17 protein-coding genes and 1 riboswitch are annotated in these 19,788 nt (G+C 67.0%); of the genes, 11 read left to right on the forward strand and 6 right to left on the reverse strand.

The window, feature by feature from the left end:
- Positions 1 to 3: 3 nt before the first annotated feature.
- Positions 4 to 95: riboswitch (glycine riboswitch) on the reverse strand.
- Positions 96 to 160: 65 nt separating this feature from the next.
- Positions 161 to 817 (reverse strand): hypothetical protein, encoded by a 657-nt coding sequence (locus tag RI03_RS12665; RefSeq protein ID WP_010164605.1) that lies wholly within the window; start codon positions 815 to 817, stop codon positions 161 to 163.
- Positions 818 to 935: 118 nt separating this feature from the next.
- Between RI03_RS12665 and ispH the strand changes: the two genes are divergently transcribed.
- The 3 genes from ispH to rnhA are packed head-to-tail and all read left to right on the forward strand — an operon-like array spanning position 936 to position 3,328.
- Positions 936 to 1,895, forward strand: a complete 960-nt coding sequence (ispH, locus tag RI03_RS12670; protein WP_010217813.1) for a 4-hydroxy-3-methylbut-2-enyl diphosphate reductase — start codon at positions 936 to 938, stop codon at positions 1,893 to 1,895.
- 3 nt (positions 1,896 to 1,898) lie between these two features.
- Positions 1,899 to 2,858, forward strand: coding sequence for a homoserine kinase (thrB, locus tag RI03_RS12675; protein ID WP_010217814.1), 960 nt, complete (start codon positions 1,899 to 1,901; stop codon positions 2,856 to 2,858).
- Positions 2,855 to 3,328 (forward strand): ribonuclease HI, encoded by a 474-nt coding sequence (gene rnhA, locus RI03_RS12680; protein ID WP_010217815.1) that lies wholly within the window; start codon positions 2,855 to 2,857, stop codon positions 3,326 to 3,328. The genes thrB and rnhA overlap by 4 nt, the downstream gene beginning before the upstream one ends.
- 200 nt (positions 3,329 to 3,528) lie before the next feature.
- Here the strand turns inward: rnhA and RI03_RS12685 are convergent, their stop codons facing one another.
- The 3 genes from RI03_RS12685 to RI03_RS12695 form a co-directional block, all read right to left on the reverse strand.
- Positions 3,529 to 5,958: a TonB-dependent receptor gene (locus RI03_RS12685; protein ID WP_026046701.1), complete on the reverse strand. Its 2,430-nt coding sequence runs from the start codon at positions 5,956 to 5,958 to the stop codon at positions 3,529 to 3,531.
- Between the two features lie 107 nt (positions 5,959 to 6,065).
- Positions 6,066 to 7,157 carry an NAD(P)/FAD-dependent oxidoreductase gene (locus tag RI03_RS12690; protein ID WP_010217817.1) on the reverse strand — a complete coding sequence of 364 codons (1,092 nt, stop codon included), beginning with the start codon at positions 7,155 to 7,157 and terminating at the stop codon, positions 6,066 to 6,068.
- Positions 7,158 to 7,160: 3 nt separating this feature from the next.
- Complete coding sequence (locus tag RI03_RS12695; protein ID WP_010217818.1) at positions 7,161 to 8,102, reverse strand: alpha/beta fold hydrolase; 942 nt, start codon at positions 8,100 to 8,102, stop codon at positions 7,161 to 7,163.
- Between the two features lie 63 nt (positions 8,103 to 8,165).
- Here RI03_RS12695 and RI03_RS12700 point away from each other — a divergent pair, with 63 nt between their 5' ends.
- The 8 genes from RI03_RS12700 (at position 8,166) to RI03_RS12735 (ending at position 15,674) form a co-directional block, all read left to right on the forward strand.
- Complete coding sequence (locus tag RI03_RS12700) at positions 8,166 to 8,633, forward strand: A24 family peptidase (protein ID WP_010217819.1); 468 nt, start codon at positions 8,166 to 8,168, stop codon at positions 8,631 to 8,633.
- Between the two features lie 35 nt (positions 8,634 to 8,668).
- On the forward strand, positions 8,669 to 9,718 hold the full coding sequence (cpaB, locus tag RI03_RS12705) for a Flp pilus assembly protein CpaB (protein WP_010217820.1): 1,050 nt from the start codon (positions 8,669 to 8,671) through the stop codon (positions 9,716 to 9,718).
- On the forward strand, positions 9,718 to 11,298 hold the full coding sequence (locus RI03_RS12710) for a type II and III secretion system protein family protein (protein ID WP_010217821.1): 1,581 nt from the start codon (positions 9,718 to 9,720) through the stop codon (positions 11,296 to 11,298). Before cpaB ends, RI03_RS12710 begins: the two co-directional genes overlap by 1 nt.
- A gap of 14 nt (positions 11,299 to 11,312) precedes the next feature.
- Positions 11,313 to 11,981: a CpaD family pilus assembly lipoprotein gene (locus RI03_RS12715; RefSeq protein WP_010217822.1), complete on the forward strand. Its 669-nt coding sequence runs from the start codon at positions 11,313 to 11,315 to the stop codon at positions 11,979 to 11,981.
- A complete protein-coding gene (locus RI03_RS12720) occupies positions 11,978 to 13,267 on the forward strand; it encodes an AAA family ATPase (protein WP_010217823.1) in 1,290 nt (429 codons plus the stop codon). The genes RI03_RS12715 and RI03_RS12720 overlap by 4 nt, the downstream gene beginning before the upstream one ends.
- 57 nt (positions 13,268 to 13,324) lie before the next feature.
- The gene (locus tag RI03_RS12725) at positions 13,325 to 14,299 is read left to right on the forward strand and encodes a type II secretion system F family protein (protein ID WP_010164621.1); all 975 of its coding nucleotides are present in this window, start codon (positions 13,325 to 13,327) and stop codon (positions 14,297 to 14,299) included.
- 2 nt (positions 14,300 to 14,301) lie between these two features.
- Entirely contained in the window at positions 14,302 to 15,294 is a 993-nt protein-coding gene (locus tag RI03_RS12730) for a type II secretion system F family protein (RefSeq protein ID WP_026046704.1), read from the forward strand.
- Between the two features lie 68 nt (positions 15,295 to 15,362).
- The gene (locus RI03_RS12735) at positions 15,363 to 15,674 is read left to right on the forward strand and encodes a hypothetical protein (RefSeq protein WP_010217825.1); all 312 of its coding nucleotides are present in this window, start codon (positions 15,363 to 15,365) and stop codon (positions 15,672 to 15,674) included.
- 113 nt (positions 15,675 to 15,787) lie between these two features.
- On the opposite strand, the gene ppdK is transcribed toward RI03_RS12735, so the two are convergent.
- Both ppdK and RI03_RS12745 read right to left on the reverse strand, forming a co-directional pair.
- Entirely contained in the window at positions 15,788 to 18,454 is a 2,667-nt protein-coding gene (gene ppdK / locus RI03_RS12740) for a pyruvate, phosphate dikinase (RefSeq protein ID WP_010217826.1), read from the reverse strand.
- A gap of 68 nt (positions 18,455 to 18,522) precedes the next feature.
- Positions 18,523 to 19,788: glycine--tRNA ligase subunit beta (locus RI03_RS12745; protein ID WP_026046705.1), on the reverse strand; the 1,266-nt coding region annotated here is incomplete at its 5' end.

Below are 19,788 nucleotides of genomic sequence, written 5' to 3' on the forward strand. Positions count from 1 at the left end.
GATTCGATCCGCGCGGTCCGGTTGCCTGAGAGATTCCGGGGCGGTTGCTCCTTCGGCGGTCCGGGCTCTCCCGGACGCTCTCCCGCGCGTACCCTTGACGGTTGCCCGTCAACGACGCGGCCGGTTTGCCGCGCCGCAACAGGCAAGTCAACGAGAAGGCTCAGCGCGTCGCGTTATATTTGAGCTGTTCGTCGGTCAGCTGGAAGCCGACCAGCGCCTCGAAGCTCGCGCGGAGCACCGCCTGGCGGATTTCCGGCCGGGTCAGCGGGTCGGTCGCGGCGTCTTCGTCGCCCGCCTTGCGCTTCTCGGTCAGCTTCTTGCGGACGTCGTCGGGCAGAGTCGCGGCGGCGCGCGACACGGTCGCCTCGCCCATGCCCTGCACCGCCGCGCGCGCCTGCCCCGCATCGAAATGCAGCGTCACGCGCCCGACACGCTTCGCGACGACCGCGGTGCCGCCCTGCACCACCGTCACGAAATACGGCAGCGTCACGTCGCGTGGCCCATCGGTGCGCACGCGGCGCCCCTCGACCGAGAAGGTCAGCTTGGTCAGCACGTCGCTGCCCGAATCGTCGCAGGTCGAGCGGACGTTGGTCAGCACCGCGGTCATGTCGAGCGCGGTCGCATCGCGGCTTGCGGGTGGATCGAACAGCGTGACGTCGCCGGTCGCGGCGGGCACCCCGACGCTCGGGCAGGCGTTGCGCACCGCGGTGATGCCGCCGGACGCATCGAGTTCTCCGGTATGGGCGCACCCGCCGAGCAGAAGCGCACCGCACGCGCTGGTCGCGAGGGCGGCAATGGCTGATTTCCGGATGGTCACGGGGGCACGCACCTTATCATGCAAAAGGAATCCGCAACCGATAGGAGAGCGCGCGGACGTCCCGCTTCATAGGAAGCGGCTTTCGCGCACGCAAGCAATCGCGTAGGCTTGGGCCAGCATGAGTATCCCCGTCGAAAAGCCGCCACTCGAGCTGGTCATCGCCGCCCCCCGCGGATTTTGCGCAGGGGTCGATCGCGCGATCCAGATCGTCGAGCTGGCACTGCAGAAGTTCGGCGCGCCGGTCTATGTCCGGCACGAGATCGTCCACAACCGCTTCGTGGTCGACATGCTGCGCGACAAGGGTGCGGTGTTCGTCGAGGAACTCGATCAGGTGCCCGATGGCGTGCCCGTCGTCTTCTCCGCGCACGGCGTCCCCAAGGCGGTTCCCGACAAGGCGACCGAGCGCGGGCTCGCCTTCCTCGACGCGACCTGTCCGCTCGTCTCCAAGGTCCACCGCCAGGCAGAGCGGATGGTCGCGCTCGGGCGGCATATCGTATTTATCGGCCATGCCGGCCACCCCGAGGTGATCGGCACCTTCGGGCAGGTGCCCGAGGGCGCGATGACGCTGGTCGAGACCGTCGCCGATGCGGAAGCCTACAGCCCCGCAGATCCGGCGACCCTCGCCTTCCTGACGCAGACCACGCTGTCGATGGACGATACCGCCGCGGTCGTCGCGGTGCTCAAGGCGCGCTTCCCATCGATCCAGGGGCCGCCGGGCGAGGACATTTGCTACGCAACCTCCAACCGCCAGGCTGCGGTCAAGGCGATCGCGCAGACGTGCGACGCGATGCTGGTGATCGGCGCGCCCAATTCTTCCAATTCGGTGCGCCTCGTCGAAGTCGCCGAACGCGAGGGGACACGCGCGCACCTGATTCAGCGCGCGGCCGAGCTCGACTGGGACTTCCTCAAGGAGGTTCGCATTCTCGGGCTGACGGCCGGTGCCTCCGCGCCCGAAGTGCTGGTCCGCGAACTCGTCGACCGGCTCGCCGAGCGCTTCACCGTCACCGAACGCGAGGTCGAGACCAAGCGCGAGACGGTGTCGTTCAAGCTGCCTCGCGGCCTCGACGTCGCGGCCTGAACCATGGCGGTCTACACGCATGTCTCGGCCGAGGCGCTCGGCCGCTTCCTCGACGGGTTCGATTGCGGCACGCTCGTTTCCGCGAAGGGAATCGCGGAAGGGGTGGAGAACACCAATTATCTGGTCGATACCACCACCGGACGATTCATCCTGACGCTCTACGAAAAGCGCGTCGATGGCGACGACCTGCCGTTCTTCCTCGACCTGCTCGATCATCTTGCGGCGCGCGGCAACCCGGTTCCGCCCGCAATCAAGGACCGCAGCGGCACCGCGATCCATACTCTCGAAGGCCGCCCGGCGTGCCTGATCCAGTTCCTGCCCGGCGTCTCGCTGTCGCACCCAACCCCGACCCAGGCCGCCGCGACCGGGGCGGCGATGGCGGCGATGCACGCGGGGCTCGCCGATTTTCCGCAGACCCGCCCCAATACGATGGGCGTGGAAAGCTGGCAGCCGCTGTTCGCGCGGTGCGGCCAGAGCTTGAACGAGATTGCACCCGGGCTTTACGACACGCTCGGATTCGCGCTCGATGCCGTGGTGACGCGCTGGCCCCGCGACGTGCTCGAGCAGTCCGCGATCCATGCCGACCTGTTCCCCGACAATGTGCTGATGCGTGGCGATGACGTATCCGGGCTGATCGACTTCTATTTCGCCTGCACCGACATTCGCGTGTTCGATCTCGCGATCATGCACACCGCCTGGTCGTTCGATTCGACCGGGACGCACTACGATGCGGCGATCGGCGATGCGGTGATTGCGGGCTACGCGTCACGCTTCCCGTTGAGCGACCTGGAAAAGCTGCATTTTCCGACGCTTGCCAGCGGAGCCTGCCTCCGGTTCGCACTCTCGCGCGCGTGGGACTGGCTCAACACGCCTGCTGACGCGCTGGTCACGCGCAAGGATCCGCTCGCCTATGTCCGGAGGCTGTCGCATTATGCGCCGGAGCTGGCTAAGCGGACGCGATGACTGACGCCGCGCCCACCACCCCGCCCGAACTGACCAAAGTCGAAATCGCCACCGATGGCGCCTGCAAGGGCAATCCCGGCCCAGGCGGCTGGGGTGCGCTGATCCGCAGCGGCGGGACCGAGAAGGAATTGTCGGGCGGCGAGAAGATGACGACCAACAACCGGATGGAGCTGATGGCCGCGATCGAGGGCCTGCGCGCGCTCAAGCGGCCGTGCCGCGTGACGCTGTCGACCGACAGCCGCTATGTGATGGACGGCCTGACCAAGTGGATCAAGGGCTGGCAGAAGAACGGCTGGAAGACCGCCGCGAAACAGCCGGTCAAGAACGCCGAGCTGTGGCAGGCGCTGCTCGATGCCGCCAAGCCGCACCGGATCGACTGGGTGTGGGTCAAGGGCCATGCCGGGCATCCCGACAACGAGCGGTGTGACAAGTTGGCGAGCGACGCCGCGATGCTGGCGGCGCGGCGGTAACGTCGCGCGCCGTACGTCAGTGCGTTCGGGACCGGCGCAAACCTCCCGTCACCCCGGCGAAGGCCGGGGCCGTTAGGTTATCCGGACGCAACGGCGCGACGGGATGCGGTATCGCCAGTCGCGCCATGCAACATGGCGGCCCCGGCCTTCGCCGGGGTGACGGAAAACGCGGGCGGGGCGCTACAGCGCCCACCCACCGCTCAGAACCGCTTGCTCGCCGTCAGCCCGATCGTGCGTGGCTGGTTGGTCGTAAAGGCGAGCCGCGCGCGCCCGCCGCGTTCGCGGTCGAACGACAGCAGCGCGTTCTCGTCGAGCAGGTTGTTGACGTAGACCGACACCGCGAGGTCGTTCGCGAATTCCAGCCCGGCGCGCAGACCGACCAGTTCGTAACGCGGCAGGCGCAGGTCGATCACCGTCGAGGCGGTCGCGGGCGCACCACCGAACGGCAGACCGGTTACGAACGTCCGCGGGTTGTTCTCCTGGTCGCCCGGCTGCGTGAAGCGGCTGCCGACATGCTGGAACGATCCGCTGAACACCGCATAGGTCGATGCCGCGACCGCGAAGCGGTAGCTGGCATTGGCCGATAGCTGGAACTTGGGCACCGACGGCAAGCGGTTGCCATCGCGGATCCCCTCGATCACGCTGCCGTTGGGCCGCGTGAGCGTTGCATCGAACTGCGCTTCCAGCACGCTACCCGACAATCCCAGGTCGAGCCCGGTCACCGGGGTCATCGACAGCTCGACCTCGACCCCCTTGGAATGCGCCTTGGGCACGTTGAACACGATCCGCGACGAACAGCTTCCGGCATCCGCCGTCACCTGCAAATTCTTGATGTCGTTGTAGAAAGCCGCGGCGTTGAGCGTGACGGGGCCGAGCCGCGCCTTCATCCCGCCCTCATAGTTCCACAAGCTCTCGTCGCCATAGCGCGGGCGGTTGCCGAAGGTCGCGGCGTCCGGACCGCCCGCGCCGCCCGAACAGAGCGGAATGTTGAGCGGGTCGTTGACCCCGCCGAGCCGGAAGCCCTTCGACGCCTGCGCGTTGAAGGTCACGCGATCCGCCGCCTTGTAGCTCAGCAGCAATCGCGGCGAGAACCCTTCCGACGACGTCCGGTCGCTGTTGTTGTCGCCATTGGTGAACAGCCCGCCGGACTTGAACACGCGCGATTCGTTGTAGCCGTAATAGCGCCCGCCCGCGGTCGCCTTGAGCCGTTCGGTGATCGCAAGGCTCGCCTCGCCGAAGATCGCGAGCTGTTTCAGCTTGTACGGAATGTTGGCGTTATACGGCGAATCCGCCGCGAACCCGTTGGCCACCGCCGCCGCCGTCCCCGCGCCGAGCACCGAATCGGTGAAGGCATCGTAGCCCGGCGTCGGCAGCCGCTGCGCATAGTTGCGGTCGGTGCTCGAGAAGAATCCGCCGATCAGCCACTGGAACGGGCTCGCATAGGCCGAGGCAAAGCGGATTTCCTGCGTGAACGAGGTCACCTTGGTCGTATCGCGCAGGTTGGACGGGAGCAGCACCGCCGCGGTCGGGAAGCCGAGGTCGACCGAGACGCTCCCGGTCAGCGCACTTGCGTCGCGGCTGACGAGGATGCTGCGGTCGGTGTAGCTCGTCACCGTGGTGATATCGACACCCTTGACGTTCGCCTGGATCGTCAGGTCGCCGATCTTGATATCGTCGGTGAACTTCTCGTCGAGCAGCAGATATTGCTCGCGGTCCCCGAGCGTCACCTGCGGGCGCGTCGTCGTGAAGCTGTTGGCGAAAAGGTTGTAGCGCTCCTCGCGGTTGAAGCCGTTGACGTCGATCTTCTGGTAGATGAAGCGCGGCGTGATGCTGAGCCCCTCGACCGGCTTGATCAGCACCGCGATCCGCCCGCCATAGCGTTCGCCGTCGTTGACGTTCTTCTCGACCCTGCCGCCCTCGCGCCTTGCGTCGATGAAGCCCGCATAGCGCGTATAATAGCCAACCGCGCGTACCGCGACCTTCTCGCTGAGCGGGAGGTTGATCGCGCCCTTGAGATGCCCGCCGAGCGCATCCTCGGCGACGACGTTGACGTTCGCCTCGACCGATCCCTCGATCCGGCTCGTCGTCGGCTGGTTGGTGATGTAGCGGATCGTGCCGCCGACCGAGCCCGAGCCGAACAGCGTCCCCTGCGGCCCACGCAGAGTCTCGATCCGGTTGAGGTCGTACAGGTCGAGATCGGGCGTGAACAGCGAGAGCGAAATCACCGATTCGTCGAGATAGATGCCGACCTGCTCCTTCACGCCCGGCTGGTCGCGCGCGACCTGCCCGGCGGAGACGCCGCGGATCCCGACCTGGCTCTGCCCCGGCCCGAGGTTCTGGATCGCAAGCCCCGCGACGTTGCGCGACACGTCCTCGAGCGTCGTCGCGCCCGAGCGGCGGATGTCTTCGGAGGTCTGCGCATTGATCGAGAAGGGCACGTTCTGGATCGTCGTCGCGCGCTTGTTCGCGGTGACGACGATGTCGTTGCCATCGGCGGCCGGTTCCGCCTGTTGCGCGTCGGCCCCTGGCGCAACCTGCGCCAGAGCGGGCGTCACAACCGCGCAGGCGGCAAAGGTGATGATGGAAAATCCGGACGCCAAAACGGCGCGCGCCGATACATATGCTTGCATTGATCCCCCCCTAGTTCCGGCGCCTTTGGCTACCGGTATGGAGGGAGGCTAGTCCGGGTGAGGCCGCGTATCAAGTAGAACCGCGTCGGCCTCATTGCCGCGTCATTTCAGGGACCTGTCGCAAACCGCTTCGGCGCATAGCAGGAGGCATCGATCCCGGCGATGCTCGCGTCCGGCGCGTGCCCCAGCAACAACGACGCCGCCAGCGCCGCCGCCGCGGGCGCGGTCTGGATGCCGAAGCCGCCCTGCCCCGCGCACCAGAAGAAACCGGGCGCGTCGGGCGCGAAGCCGAAGACCGGCAGCCGGTCGGGCGCGAAGCTGCGCAACCCCGCCCAGCGCCGCTCGACCTTCGTCACGCGCCAGTCGACGACTCGCTCGAACCGGTCGATCGCCGTCGCCACGTCGATCTCTTCGGGCTGCGCATCGCCCGGCGCCGACTCGGTCTCGTCATGCGGGCTCAGCCAGATCTTACCGCCCGCCTCGGGCTTGAAGTAGAAATCCCCGCCGATCCCGACGACATGCGGCAGCGTTTCCGGCGCGGGCGGATCGGTCGCGAGCTGCACCATCGTGCGGCGATAGGCGGTGATCCCGATCGGCGCGACGCCCGCCATCCGCGCGACCGGATCGGCCCACGCTCCGGCGGCATTCACCAGCACCGTCGCCGCGAACGTGCCGTTCGCCGTCTCGAGCGACCAGCCGTCGCCACTCCGCGTAACGCCGACGAGCGGTGCGGACAGCACCAGCCTGGCACCCCCCTTTCGAGCCGCTTTCAGGTAATGGCCGTGCAGCGCGGCGACGTCGATATAGGTGCTGCTCTGCTCGAGCACCCCAAGCGTCCATTCGGGCCGCAGCCCCGGCACCAGCGCGTGCGGGTCGACCCGCTCGAGGGCGACCCCGCTGCCGTCGAACTCGGCCAGAAACGCGTCGATCGCGGCATGATCCGCCGCGCGCCCGATGTGCAGCGACCCGAGCGCCTGGAGAAACCCGCCGCCGTGCAACGCCGCGCCCGACGCGGTCGTCAACGGCTGGACGCCGGGGCCGCCATAAGTCTCCGACCAGAACGCCGCCGAGCGCCCGGTCGCATGGAAACCGGGCAGATCCTCCGCCTCGAGCAGCACGACCGAGGCGTGCGGCGCGATCGCGGCGGCGAGGCTCGCCCCCGCCATCCCCGCGCCGACGATCGCGACATCGTACCGCATCGCCTACCGCCTCGCGTACGCGGCGAGGAACGTGTCGATTTCCCCGATCGCGCGTGCGCGCACCCCATCCGCCTCGCGCAGGATCTCATGCGCCGATTCGGGGCCGAACCGCACGACGGTGCTGTCGGGCAATCCCGCCGCGACGCGCGCCGCAACCTTGGTCGAGACGAGCTTGTCCGCATCCGCGAGCAGGAACAGCAGCGGAATGCTGAGTGTCGCCAGCCGGGGATCCTCGCGCAGCCGGCGCGTCGACGTAAACGCCTGCGCGAGCCAGCGCCAGCTCGGCGGGCCAAGCAGCAGTTCGGGGTGCGTGGCCTGCCAAAACAACTCGTCCTCATAGCGCGCGGGATCGTGCGTCAGCAGCGACTGTCTCGTCTCGGTCGTGGCGGGCCGCTCGTTGCCGCGCCATGCCGGGCGTGACGCCTCGCCGACCCGGCTCATCAGCCCCGCGACGCGTTCGCCGACTCGCTGGCCGACCGGACTGTGCAGCCCGAGCATCGGCGCGACCAGCACCGCCGCATCCGGAGTCGCCGCCCCCTCGACCAGCGCCCGCAGCAGCAGATGCCCGCCCATCGAATGGCCGATCGCGACATACGGCCCGGGCCCCTGCGTCACCCATTCCGCCCAGAAGGCGCGAAAATCATCGATGTACTGCTGGAAATTCTCGATGTGTCCGACGTGCGCATTCTTGGACAGCCGCCCCGAGCCACCCTGCCCGCGCCAGTCGAACGAGGTGACGGCCCAGCCTTGCGCATGCCAATGCGCGAACGTTTCCAGATACTTCTCGAAAACATCCCCGCGCCCGCCCTGGAACAGCAAGCGTCCCCGCGCCTTTGCCGGGGCAGGCCAGTCGAACCGGCGCAACGCCCATCCGTCAGGCGCTTTCCAGTGCGTGATCCGCGCCGCTGCGGGAATCGCGCGCCGGTACAATTGGGGGGAGACCATCCGGCATGGTTACGTTTTCGAAAGGCACGCCGTCTAGGGCTTTCCCGCATGGGTGGGCTTTCTATGACGACGACGGTGCTGATCGCATTGGTCGCCTTGCTGGTTTCGGCCGGTGTCCAGGACGTGCGGACGCGCGAGATCGCCAATTGGAAGAACGCGGCGATCGCCCTGCTCGCGCCCCTGTGGTGGTGGGGTAACGGCCTTTCCCTGTGGCCCGACATGGTCGTCCAGCTCGGTCTGGCGGTGCTCGTCTTCGCGCTGTTCATCGCCGCGTTCCACTTCGGCTGGATGGGCGGGGGCGACGTCAAGATGATCGGCGCGCTCGCGCTATGGCTGCCGCTCCAGCCGTTGCTGGCGATGTTGACCGCCATGTCGCTGCTTGGCGGCGTGCTCACGCTGCTGCTGCTGGTCGACCGCGCGCTGCGCCGGCGGACCGGGCAGATCGAGGTTCCGTACGGCGTGGCGATTGCGATCGCTGCGCTTTTCGTACTGCGTGAACCGCTTTTTAACCACCTTGGTGGGAATGCTTAACGCGGGCCCAACCGCCCGTGTTCGAGAGGTCGGAAATGGATAGTCGTAAGATCCTATTGCTGGTGGGAGCGCTGATCGTAGCGGCGATCACGGCGTTCATGGCGCGGTCGCTCCTCATGGGCAGTCCGGCGCCGCAATCCGCCGCAATGGCGGTCGTCGCGGCTGCGCCCGACGGCCCGGACGTGCTCGTCGCGACCAAGGCGCTGCCGGTCGGCACGATCCTCGACGCGACCTCGCTGCGCTATCAGCCGTGGCCGAAGGACCTCGTCCAGAACGTTTATTTCATCAAGAAGCCCGGGTTCGACCCCAAGTCCCTTGCCGGCACCGTGGTGCGCAACGCGATCACCGCGGGCCAGCCGCTGACGCAGGGCGCGCTGGTCAAGCCGGGCGACCGCGGCTTCCTTGCGGCAGCGCTCGGGCCGGGGATGCGCGCGGTCACCGTGCCGGTGGAAGCGACCACCAGCGTCGCGGGCTTCGTCTTCCCGGGCGACCGGGTCGACCTGATCCTGACGCAGACCGTCGCGGGCGGTGGCGATGGCCCGCCGCTCAAGGCCGCCGAGACGATCATGCGCAACCTGCGCGTCCTCGCGACCGATCAGCGGACCGACAATGCCGCAGGCGATGACGGCAAGACCGTGGTCCACACCTTTTCCAACGTGACGATCGAGGCGACGCCCAAGATCGCCGAGCAGATCGCGGTCGCGCAGACGCTCGGCGCGCTGTCGCTATCGCTGCGCTCGATCGCGGACAACAGCACCGAGCTGGAGCAGGCGATCGCCAGCGGCGACGTGTCGATGCCCGATGATCCCAAGGCCGAAAAGGCAATGCTGACCCGTATCGCGAGCGCGCCCTCCGCCGGGAGCAGCTCGCTTGCGACCGGGGCGGACGTGTCGCGGTTCCAGCGGCGCACGGTGCCCGGCAAGGCGGCCGAACCGTCCGGTGGCATGAGTGGCGGCGGCGGCGTCGGTGGCGGCGCGCCAGTCGCGTCGGCGGCGACCTTCCCGGGCGCGGCCAGCAGCGGCCCGATGGTCCGGATCGCACGGGGCAATTCGGTGACGGCGGTTGCCGTCGAGGGGAAGAAGTAATGCGTAGCGTTTCGATCTCGGGCGGCTGGACGCTCGCCGCCGCGCTGGTCGCGGCCAGCCTGGGCACCCTGCCCGCCATCGCCCCCGCACAGACCGGTGCGAGCGCGACCACGCCGGTCTTCCAGCTCAACACCGGGCGCGGACGGCTCGTCACGCTCGTCCGGCCGATGAGCGACGTATTCGTTGCCGACGACAAGATCGCCGACGTGCAGGTCCGCTCGCCGACCCAGCTCTACATCTTCGGCAAGGGCGCAGGCGAAACCACGATCTCGGCGACGAGCAAGAGCGGCGCGGTCGTTTATTCGGCGACGGTCCGCGTCGGCAACAACTTCGATTCGATCCAGCAGATGCTGAGCATCGCGATGCCCGAGGCGAAGATCGTCGCGACGCCGATGAACGGCCTCGTGTTGCTGACCGGCACCGTCGCCGCGCCTGAGGACGGCGCGGAGGCGACCCGCCTCGTGCAGGCGTTCGTCGGGGACGGCACGAAAGTCTTGTCGCGGCTTGGCACGGCGACGCCGTTGCAGGTCAACCTGCAGGTTCGCATCGCCGAAGTCAGCCGGAGCTTCGTCAAGAACCTCGGGGTCCACCTCAGCAGCTATGACGGGACCAGCGGGTTCAAGTTCGGTGTCGGACAGGGCCGCCCCGCCTCGACCCAATTTACCCCAAGTGGCGGGCTGTTCACCGGCGGCACCACCGCGTCGCCGGGCACCAGCCTGCTCACCGCGCTTGGCGGTGCCACCACGTTCGGCGCGGCGGGCAAGTTGTTCGGGCTCGACCTGATCTCGGCGCTCGATCTCGGGGAGACCGACGGACAGGTTTCCACGCTCGCCAACCCCAACATCACCGCTTTGTCGGGCGAAACCGGCTCGTTCCTAGCGGGTGGCGAAATCCCGATCCCATTGAGCCAGGGGCTTGGCGCGGTATCGGTCGAATACAAGCAATATGGCGTCAGCCTCGCCTATACGCCGACCGTGCTCGCGGACGGTCGTATCTCGCTGCGGGTCCGTCCCGAAGTGTCGCAGCTTACCTCCGACGGTGCGGTACAGATTTCGGGGACGACCATTCCGGCGCTGACCACACGGCGGGCGGAGACGACCGTCGAACTCGGGTCAGGCCAGAGCATGATGATCGCCGGGTTGCTGCAGAACACTCACAACAACTCGATCTCGAAGGCGCCCGGCGTGGGCGACGTGCCGATCCTCGGTGCACTGTTCCGCTCCAACGCGTTCCAGCGCAACGAGACCGAACTGGTGATCGTCGTCACGCCGTATCTGGTCAAGCCGGTCAACGCGAACGACATCGTCCTGCCGACCGACGGGATCAAGGCACCGACCGATCTCGATCGCGTGCTGTTCGGGCAGCTGGGCGGCGGGACTACGGGTGGGGAACGTCCCAAGCCGCGGATGGCGCCCACTGCGCCGACCTATTCGGGCCCTGGCGAAATGGGCGCGGTTCCACCACCCGCCAAACCGGCGGACCCGCGTCCGGCGGCAACGGTCCCCGCCCTGCCCGCCGCGCCGACGCGCGCCCCAGCCAAGCGGGGCGAATCCGCCGCCCCCGGCTTCAACCTCAATTAAGGGCTCCCGAGATCATGATCACGGATACGCGTCCACGCGCGCTCGCAGCCGCCCTGCTACCGGCACTGCTCCTCACGGGGTGCGCCGGAACGAAGAACCGCGGGCTAGAATCGGTCCACCAGCCGGTCGTGAGCCGGTCGAGCTACGCGCTCGACGTCACCACGACGCCGGACGGTCTCGCCCCCGGCGAACGCCAGCGGCTTGCGAGCTGGATGGCATCGCTCCGCCTCGGCTATGGCGATACGGTCGCGATCGAGGATCCCGGCTCCTATGGCCCCGGCGGCTATGGCGACACCGTGCGCGATGTCGTTGCCGCCGAGACCGCGCACTACGGCTTGATGGTGACGGGCGACACACCGCTCACCACCTCCCCGGTCCAGCCCGGCACGGCCCGCATCGTCATCAGCCGGATGACCGCGACGGTCCCGGGCTGTCCCGATTTCAGCCGCGTGCGCTCCCCCGAGTTCGAGAGCAACACCTCCTCCAACCAGGGCTGCGCAATCAATTCGAACATCGCCGCAATGGTCGCGAGCCCGGCTGATCTGGTCCGCGGCCAGACCGGCCATGCGATCACCGACCAGGCAACCGCCGGCCGCGCGATCGACCTGTATCGCAAGGCCGCGCCGACCGGTGGCGGTGGCACGATCATCAAGGCGGAAAGCAGCGGAGGCGGCAGCAAGTGAACGCACCCTTCAACCCAGCGCGCGTAGGAACGCGCGATCCGTTCGCCGCCTATGTCTGCGACGAAACCACCGCCGAGACGCTGCGCCCGATCGCGGTCGAAATGGGCTGGCCACCCGAAAAGGTGAACAAGGGCGGCCTGCGCAACGCGGTCCAGTCGCTGTCGGTCTCCGCCTCCCCGCAGATCCTGTTCGTCGACCTGTCCGAAAGCGGGGATCCGCTCAACGACATCAACGCGCTCGCCGAAGTGTGCGAGCCCGGCACGGTCGTGATCGCGGCGGGCCAGGTCAATGACGTGCGCCTGTACCGCGACCTCGTCGTCAGCGGCATCCAGGACTATCTCCTCAAGCCGCTCAGCCCCGACATGCTGCGCGACGCCTTCACGCATGCGCAGGCGATGCTCAATGCGCCCAAGACGGTCGAGGCATCGACCGAGCGCCCGCACATCTCGACCTGCTTCATCGGCGCGCGGGGCGGGGTCGGCGCATCGAGCGTCGCGACCTCGATCGCGTGGATGATGAGCGAGAAAGGCGCGCGGACGACCGCACTGCTCGATCTCGACGTCCATTTCGGGACGGGTGCGCTCGCGCTCGACCTCGAACCCGGGCGCGGCCTGACCGACGCGATCGACAATCCGAGCCGGATCGACGGGCTGTTCATCGAACGCGCAATGGTCAAGGCGAGCGAGCGCCTGTCGGTGCTGTCCGCCGAGGCACCGATCAGCGTCCCCGTGATGACCGACGGCACGGCCTTCTACCAGTTGCAGGAGGAGATGCGCGCCGCGTTTGAATGCACGATCGTCGATCTGCCGCGCGGCATGCTCGTCCAGCATCCGCATCTGATGACCGACATCCAGGTCGCGGTGATCGTCACCGAGCTGACGCTTGCAGCCGCGCGCGACACGATCCGGCTGCTGTCGTGGCTCAAGTCGAACGCGCCGCAGACGCAGGTCGTGGTCGTCGCGAACAAGCTTCAGGTCGCCGCCCAGCTCGAGATCAGCCGGAAGGACTTCGAGGGGTCGATCGAACGCAAGATCGATTTCGCGATCCCGTTCGACCAGAAGCTCGCAGCGCAGGCCGCGAAGCTCGGAAAGCCGATGGCCGAGGTGGGGAAGAATTCGAAGACCGTCCAGCCGCTCGCCGACCTCGCGACCAAGCTGATGGCGGTCGGCGATTCCGCCGAATCGATCGACAGCGCCGGCAAAGCCAAGCCCGCCGCAAAGGGCACGTCGCTGATCGGCAAGTTCGACCTGAAGGCGATGCTGTCCAAGCCGGCGAAAAAGAAATGACGCCAATCCAAGGCGCCGTAAACGCGATCGTAACGCTGCGGGGAGCTTGATGGCGCCATGCAACTGATGCCGGTCCTATCGCTGGGTATAGGCGCGATCGTCGTGCTTCTGCTGATGGCGTTCGCCCTTGCCGGGCCCAATGCGGAACGCGCGGGTTCGCGCCGCCTCGGCGCCTTGCGCGCGCGCCATAGCGGGTCCGCCAACGTCCTGGCGGATGCGCAGTTGCGGCGCATCTCGCAGGCGCGCAGCAACCGGATGGACGTCGCCGCCGCGCGGTTCCTGCCCAACCCGGCACTGCTCAAGAAGCGGCTCGCGATGACCGGCAAGACCTGGACGGTCGGCCAATATGGCATGGCGACGCTGGGCGCGGTGGTCGGGATCACGCTGCTGTTCGCGATTCTCGGCCTGCCGCTCCTGCTCGCGCTGCTGCTCGGCGTGGTGGTCGGCGCGGGCGTGCCGCACATGGTCGTCGGCTTCACGATCAAGCGGCGCATCAACAAGTTCACCTCGAAATTCCCCGACGCGATCGAATTGCTCGTCCGCGGCCTGCGCTCGGGCCTGCCGATCACCGAGACGATCTCGGTCGTCGCGAACGAGGTCGACGGCCCGGTCGGGGTCGAGTTCAAGGCGATCACCGACAAGATGAAGATCGGCCGGACGATGGACGCGGCGTTGCAGGACACCGCCGACCGGCTCGGCACGCCCGAATTCCAGTTCTTCTGCATCACCATCGCGATCCAGCGCGAGACCGGCGGCAACCTCGCCGAAACGCTCGCCAACCTCGCCACGGTGCTGCGCATGCGCGGGCAGATGAAGCTCAAGATCAAGGCGATGTCGTCGGAATCGAAGGCGTCGGCCTATATCGTCGGGTCGCTGCCGTTCATCGTCTTCACGCTGATCTGGATGATCAATCCGCCGTACATGGCGAACTTCTTCATCGACCAGCGGCTGATGGTGACCGGCGGGATCGGCATGCTGTGGATGGGAATGGGCGCGTTCATCATGAGCCGCATGGTCAGTTTCGAGATTTAACGATGAACCCAGCTTCCTCCGCCGGCCCGATGGTCCTCGGCATCGACGTCTATACCGTGGCGACGCTGCTCGCGGGGGTTGCGGCGTTCATGGTGTTGCTCGCGATCTACGCCGTCACCACCGTGCGCGACCCGATGACCAAGCGCGTCAAGGCGCTCAACGACCGGCGCGAACAGCTGAAGGCGGGGATCACCGCCTCGACCAAGCGCCGCGCCAAGCTGGTCACCAAGAACGAGACGACCGACCGGATCAAGAGCGTCCTGTCGAACCTCAAGGTGCTGCAGGACAGCCAGGTCAAGGCCGCGCAGATCAAGCTGATGCAGGCCGGGATCCGCTCGAAGGAATATGCGGTCGCGGTCATTTTCGGCCGGCTGGTGCTGCCGCTGACCTGGGGCGTGCTGGTGCTGTACCTCGTCTATGGCAGCGGCATGTTCGCAAACTGGACGCCGTGGAAGATGTACGCGATCGTCGCGATCAACTTCGTCGTGTCGTACAAGGCCCCCGACCTCTATCTCGACAACAAGATCTCGAAACGCTCCAAGGCGATCCAGAAGGGCCTGCCCGACGCGCTCGACCTGCTCGTCATCTGCGCCGAGGCGGGCCTGACCGTCGACGCCGCGTTCAACCGAGTCGCGCGCGAACTGGGCAAGGCCTACCCCGAGCTCGGCGACGAGTTCACGCTGACCGCGATCGAGCTCGGCTTCCTTGCCGAGCGGCGGCAGGCGTTCGAGAACCTCGCCTCGCGCGTGAAGCTCGATGCGGTCAAGGGTGTGGTCACGACCATGGTGCAGACCGAGAAATACGGGACGCCGCTTGCCTCGGCGTTGCGCGTGCTGTCGGCCGAATTCCGCAATGAACGCATGATGCGCGCGGAGGAAAAGGCCGCGCGGCTGCCCGCGATCATGACGATCCCGCTGATCCTGTTCATCCTGCCGACGCTGTTCATCGTCATTCTCGGCCCGGCGGCCTGTTCGATCGCCGACGCGTTCAAATAGCGGCGCTTGCTCCCGGCGGCGCACGCCGTCAGGATCGTCCGGGAGACTGAACCGGGAGAGGATCCGCGATGCCCTTCACGACGCCAGAACAGTTCGTGCTGCTTGCCGTTGTCCTGCTTGCCGGCTGGCTGATCGGCTATGCGAGCGCGCCCAGCCCGCGCAAGTACAAGCGCCGGCTGCGCGAGCAGGCGGAGAGCTACACCACCTATCACGACGATGCCGAGGACCGGCTGCGCGCCGCCAACCAGCGCGCGACCGACCTCGCGCGCGAGGCGGAAGTGCTGCGGCACGACCAGGCCGATGCCGAACGCACGATCGCCGCGTTGCGTGCGTCTGCTGCGGTCCGCCCGGCGGCGCTGCCCCCGCACGACGGGATCTGACGGGCTTAACCGTCACACCGGCGAAGGCGGGGGCCGCAGGGTCTCGCCAGGAACGCCGGCAATGCGAACTATGCAGCCGGCCCCGGCCTCCACCGGGGTGACGGGAGCAAGCCTCAGTCGCGCTTCGCCAACGCCGCCTGCGCCGCCGCCAGCCGAGCGATCGGCACGCGGTACGGCGAGGCCGAGACGTAATCGAGCCCGACCGTCTCGCAGAAGGCGATGCTCGCCGGATCGCCGCCATGCTCGCCGCAGATGCCGAGCTTGATGTCCGGCCGCGTCTTGCGCCCACGCTCTGCCGCCATCGCGATCAATTGCCCGACACCCTCGACGTCGAGGCTGACGAACGGGTCGCGCGCGTAGATGCCCCGCTCGACATAGGTCCCCAGGAACCGCGCCGCATCGTCACGGCTGACGCCCAAGGTGGTCTGCGTCAGATCGTTGGTCCCGAACGAGAAGAACGCGCCGACCTCGGCGATCTCGTCCGCCATCAGGCACGCGCGCGGGAGCTCGATCATCGTCCCGACGTGATAGTCGAGCGTCGTGCCGGTCTGCTCGAACACGTGCTGCGCGGCCTTGTCGACGACCGCCTTCATCAGCTCGAGCTCGCGCTTGGTGCCGACCAGCGGGATCATCACCTCGGGGATCGGCGCTGCGCCCGACCGCTTGGCGACATCGACCGCCGCCTCGAAGATCGCGCGCGCCTGCATCTCGTAGATTTCGGGATAGGTCACGCCCAACCGGCACCCGCGATGGCCCAGCATCGGGTTAAACTCGTGCAGCTCGGCCGCGCGACGCTTGAGGACGTCGACCGCAATCCCCGCGGCTGCCGCCACATCCGCAAACTCGGATTCTTCGTGCGGCAGGAATTCATGCAACGGCGGATCGAGCAGCCGGATCGTCACCGGCAACCCCGCCATCACCTCGAACAACTGCACGAAATCGGCGCGTTGCTCGGGCAACAGCTTGTCGAGCGCGGTGCGGCGACCCGCTTCGTCCTCGGCCAGGATCATCTGGCGGACGTTGGTGATCCGCTTGGCATCGAAGAACATGTGCTCGGTCCGGCACAGGCCGATCCCTTCCGCACCGAATTCGCGTGCAACTTTGGCGTCGAGCGGGGTCTCGGCATTGGCGCGGACCTTCAAGCGTCGCACGCCATCCGCCCACACCATCAGCGCTGCGAAATCGCCCGACAGTTCGGGCTGCACGGTCGGGACTTCGCCCGCCATCACCTCGCCGGTGGTGCCGTCGACCGTCACCATGTCGCCCGCCTTGATCATGCGCTCGCCGACCCGCATCGTGCCCGCCTTGGCATCGATTGAGATCGACCCTGCGCCCGAGACGCACGGCCGCCCCATGCCGCGCGCGACGACCGCCGCGTGGCTGGTCATGCCGCCGCGTGCGGTGAGGATGCCGCGCGCTGCGTGCATGCCGTGAATGTCCTCTGGCGACGTCTCGGTACGGATCAGGATCACCGACTCGCCCGCATTGGAGCGCTTCTCGGCGGTATCGCTGTCGAACACGGCGTGGCCCGAGGCCGCACCCGGCGATGCAGGGAGGCCCTTGGTCAGCACGTCGCGCGTTGCCTTGGGGTCGAGCGTCGGATGGAGCAACTGGTCGAGCGCCATCGGATCGATCCGCGCGACCGCTTCCTCGCGCGTGATGAGCCCTTCGTTCGCCATGTCGACCGCGATCTTGAGCGCGGCCTTGGCGGTCCGCTTGCCCGAGCGCGTCTGGAGCATCCACAGCTTGCCCTGCTGCACCGTGAATTCGATGTCCTGCATGTCGCGGTAATGCGTTTCCAGCAGGTCGAACACCTCCGCCAGCTCGCCATACACCGCGGGCATCGCCTCTTCCATCGAGGCTGGCTTGGCCCCTGCCGCTTCGCGCGCGGCGACGGTCAGATATTGCGGGGTGCGGATGCCGGCGACGACGTCTTCCCCTTGAGCGTTGATCAGGAACTCGCCGTAATAAGCGCGGGTGCCGATCGAGGGATCGCGGGTGAAGGCGACGCCGGTCGCCGAGGTCTCGCCCATGTTGCCGAACACCATCGCCTGGATGTTGACCGCAGTGCCCCAGCTTGCCGGGATGTCATTGAGGCGGCGATAGACTTTCGCGCGCTCCGACTGCCACGAACCGAACACCGCGCCGACCGCGCCCCAGAGCTGATCATGCACGTCCTGCGGGAAGGGCTTGCCCCATTGCTGCTCGACCAGGCCCTTATATTCCGCGACGAGCGCGCGCAGGTCGTCTGCGCTGAGATCGGTGTCGAGGAAATAGCCGCGATCTTCCTTGGCGATTTCAAGCGCTTCCTCGAACGCGTCGTGATCGAGCTCGAGCACCACGTCCGAGTACATCTGGATGAAGCGGCGGTAGCTGTCCCACGCGAAGCGCGCGTCGCCCGACGTGGTCGCGAGGCCCTCGACGGTCTGGTCGTTAAGCCCGAGGTTGAGCACCGTGTCCATCATCCCCGGCATCGACGCGCGCGCGCCGCTCCGGACCGAGACGAGCAGCGGGTCCGCGGCGTCGCCGAAGACCTTGCCGGTGATGCCCTCGATATGCGCGATCCCGGTCGCGACCTCTTCGCGCAGGCCTTGCGGGAACTGGCCGCCCTCATCGTAATAGACCGCGCAGAAATCAGTCGAGATGGTGAAGCCCGGCGGGACCGGCAGGCCGATCGATGCCATCTCCGCCAGATTCGCGCCCTTGCCCCCCAGCAAATTCCGGTCGCCCTTGCCACCGTCGGACACCCCGCCGCCGAAGCGGTATACGTACTGAGTCATGCGTCTTCCCTCTAACAGGTTGCATTCGCTGGGGAGGCGATTGGAAGGATAGGCCTAACGCGTTTGCATCATCCCTCGATCCGCGAAAAGTCTGCGACATTGTGCACTGCAGCGCGGACGCGTGCGAGCAATGCGAGACGGGCCGTGCGCTTTTCAGGGACAGGGTCGTTGACGATCACGGTTTCAAAAAACGAATCGATCGGGGCACGCAAACTGGCGAGTGCTGCCATCGCGACTTCGAAGTCCTCGCGTTCGATCGCGGCGGAGGCGGCGGGTTCGGCTGCGTCGAGTGCGGTAGCAAGCGCGGTTTCTGCTGGTTCTTGCGTATAGGACAGCGAAACCCTCTCCCTCTCCCCTTCAGGGGAGAGGGTCGGGGAGAGGGGCTGTGCTGCGTTTTCGAGCGGAACGCCCGTTAAAGCGTCCCCCTCTCCCCGACCCTCTCCCCGGAGGGGAGAGGGAGAAGAAGGAACGCCCTCTTTCTTCAGGATATTCGCCGCGCGCTTGTAGCCAGCGAGCAGATTGGTGCCGTCCTCGGTGCCGATGAACGTCTGCAACGCCTGGACGCGCGCGAGCAGGCGGACGAGATCGTCCTCCCCGCCGAGCGCGAACACCGCGTCGATCAGGTCGTGCCGGACGCGGGCTTCGCGTTGCTGGACTTTCAGGCGGTCGGCGAAGAAGTCGAGGAGATCCATCGCAGCGGCTTTGGCTCGTATCGTGAACCAATGTGCGTCTTGGTTGGCTTGTTTGGCCGCAGCTTTAATCAGAGGATCGAATACTTGCTGCCAACCCAGCGTGCTCTTGAGCTTTGCCATCTCATCTATGGTAGGCATAATTCGCTCGATCGGACTAATTTGACGCCTAAAAGCAACAGCGTCTGCAGCCATAAACCCTCCAAACAGTAGAGGGAGTTGCAGCTTATTTTTAAGTATAAGGCTGATTATTCCAAGTGCGGCGCGCCGCAGCGCGAACGGATCCTTGGAACCACTCGGTGGCATTTCTTCAACAAAGAAGCCCGCCAACGTATCCAGCTTGTCCGCCAGCGACACCGCCACCGTCACCGGATCGGTCGGCACGTCGTCGCCCTGCCCGACCGGCTTGTAATGATCGCGAATCGCGGCGGCGACGCGGGGGTCTTCGCCTTGGGCTGCGGCGTAATAGCCGCCCATCAGGCCCTGCAACTCCGGGAATTCGCCGACCATGCCGGTGACGAGATCCGCCTTGCAGAGCAGGGCTGCGCGTTCCGCGAGGTCGGCCAGTTCTGCCTTTAGCCCCTCCCCTTCAGGGGAGGGGTTGGGGTGGGGCAGTTCAGCAGACACACCGTCGGAAGCAGGCAC

Source organism: Sphingomonas sp. PAMC 26621 (genome assembly GCF_000251145.1).
Taxonomy (GTDB): domain Bacteria; phylum Pseudomonadota; class Alphaproteobacteria; order Sphingomonadales; family Sphingomonadaceae; genus Sphingomonas.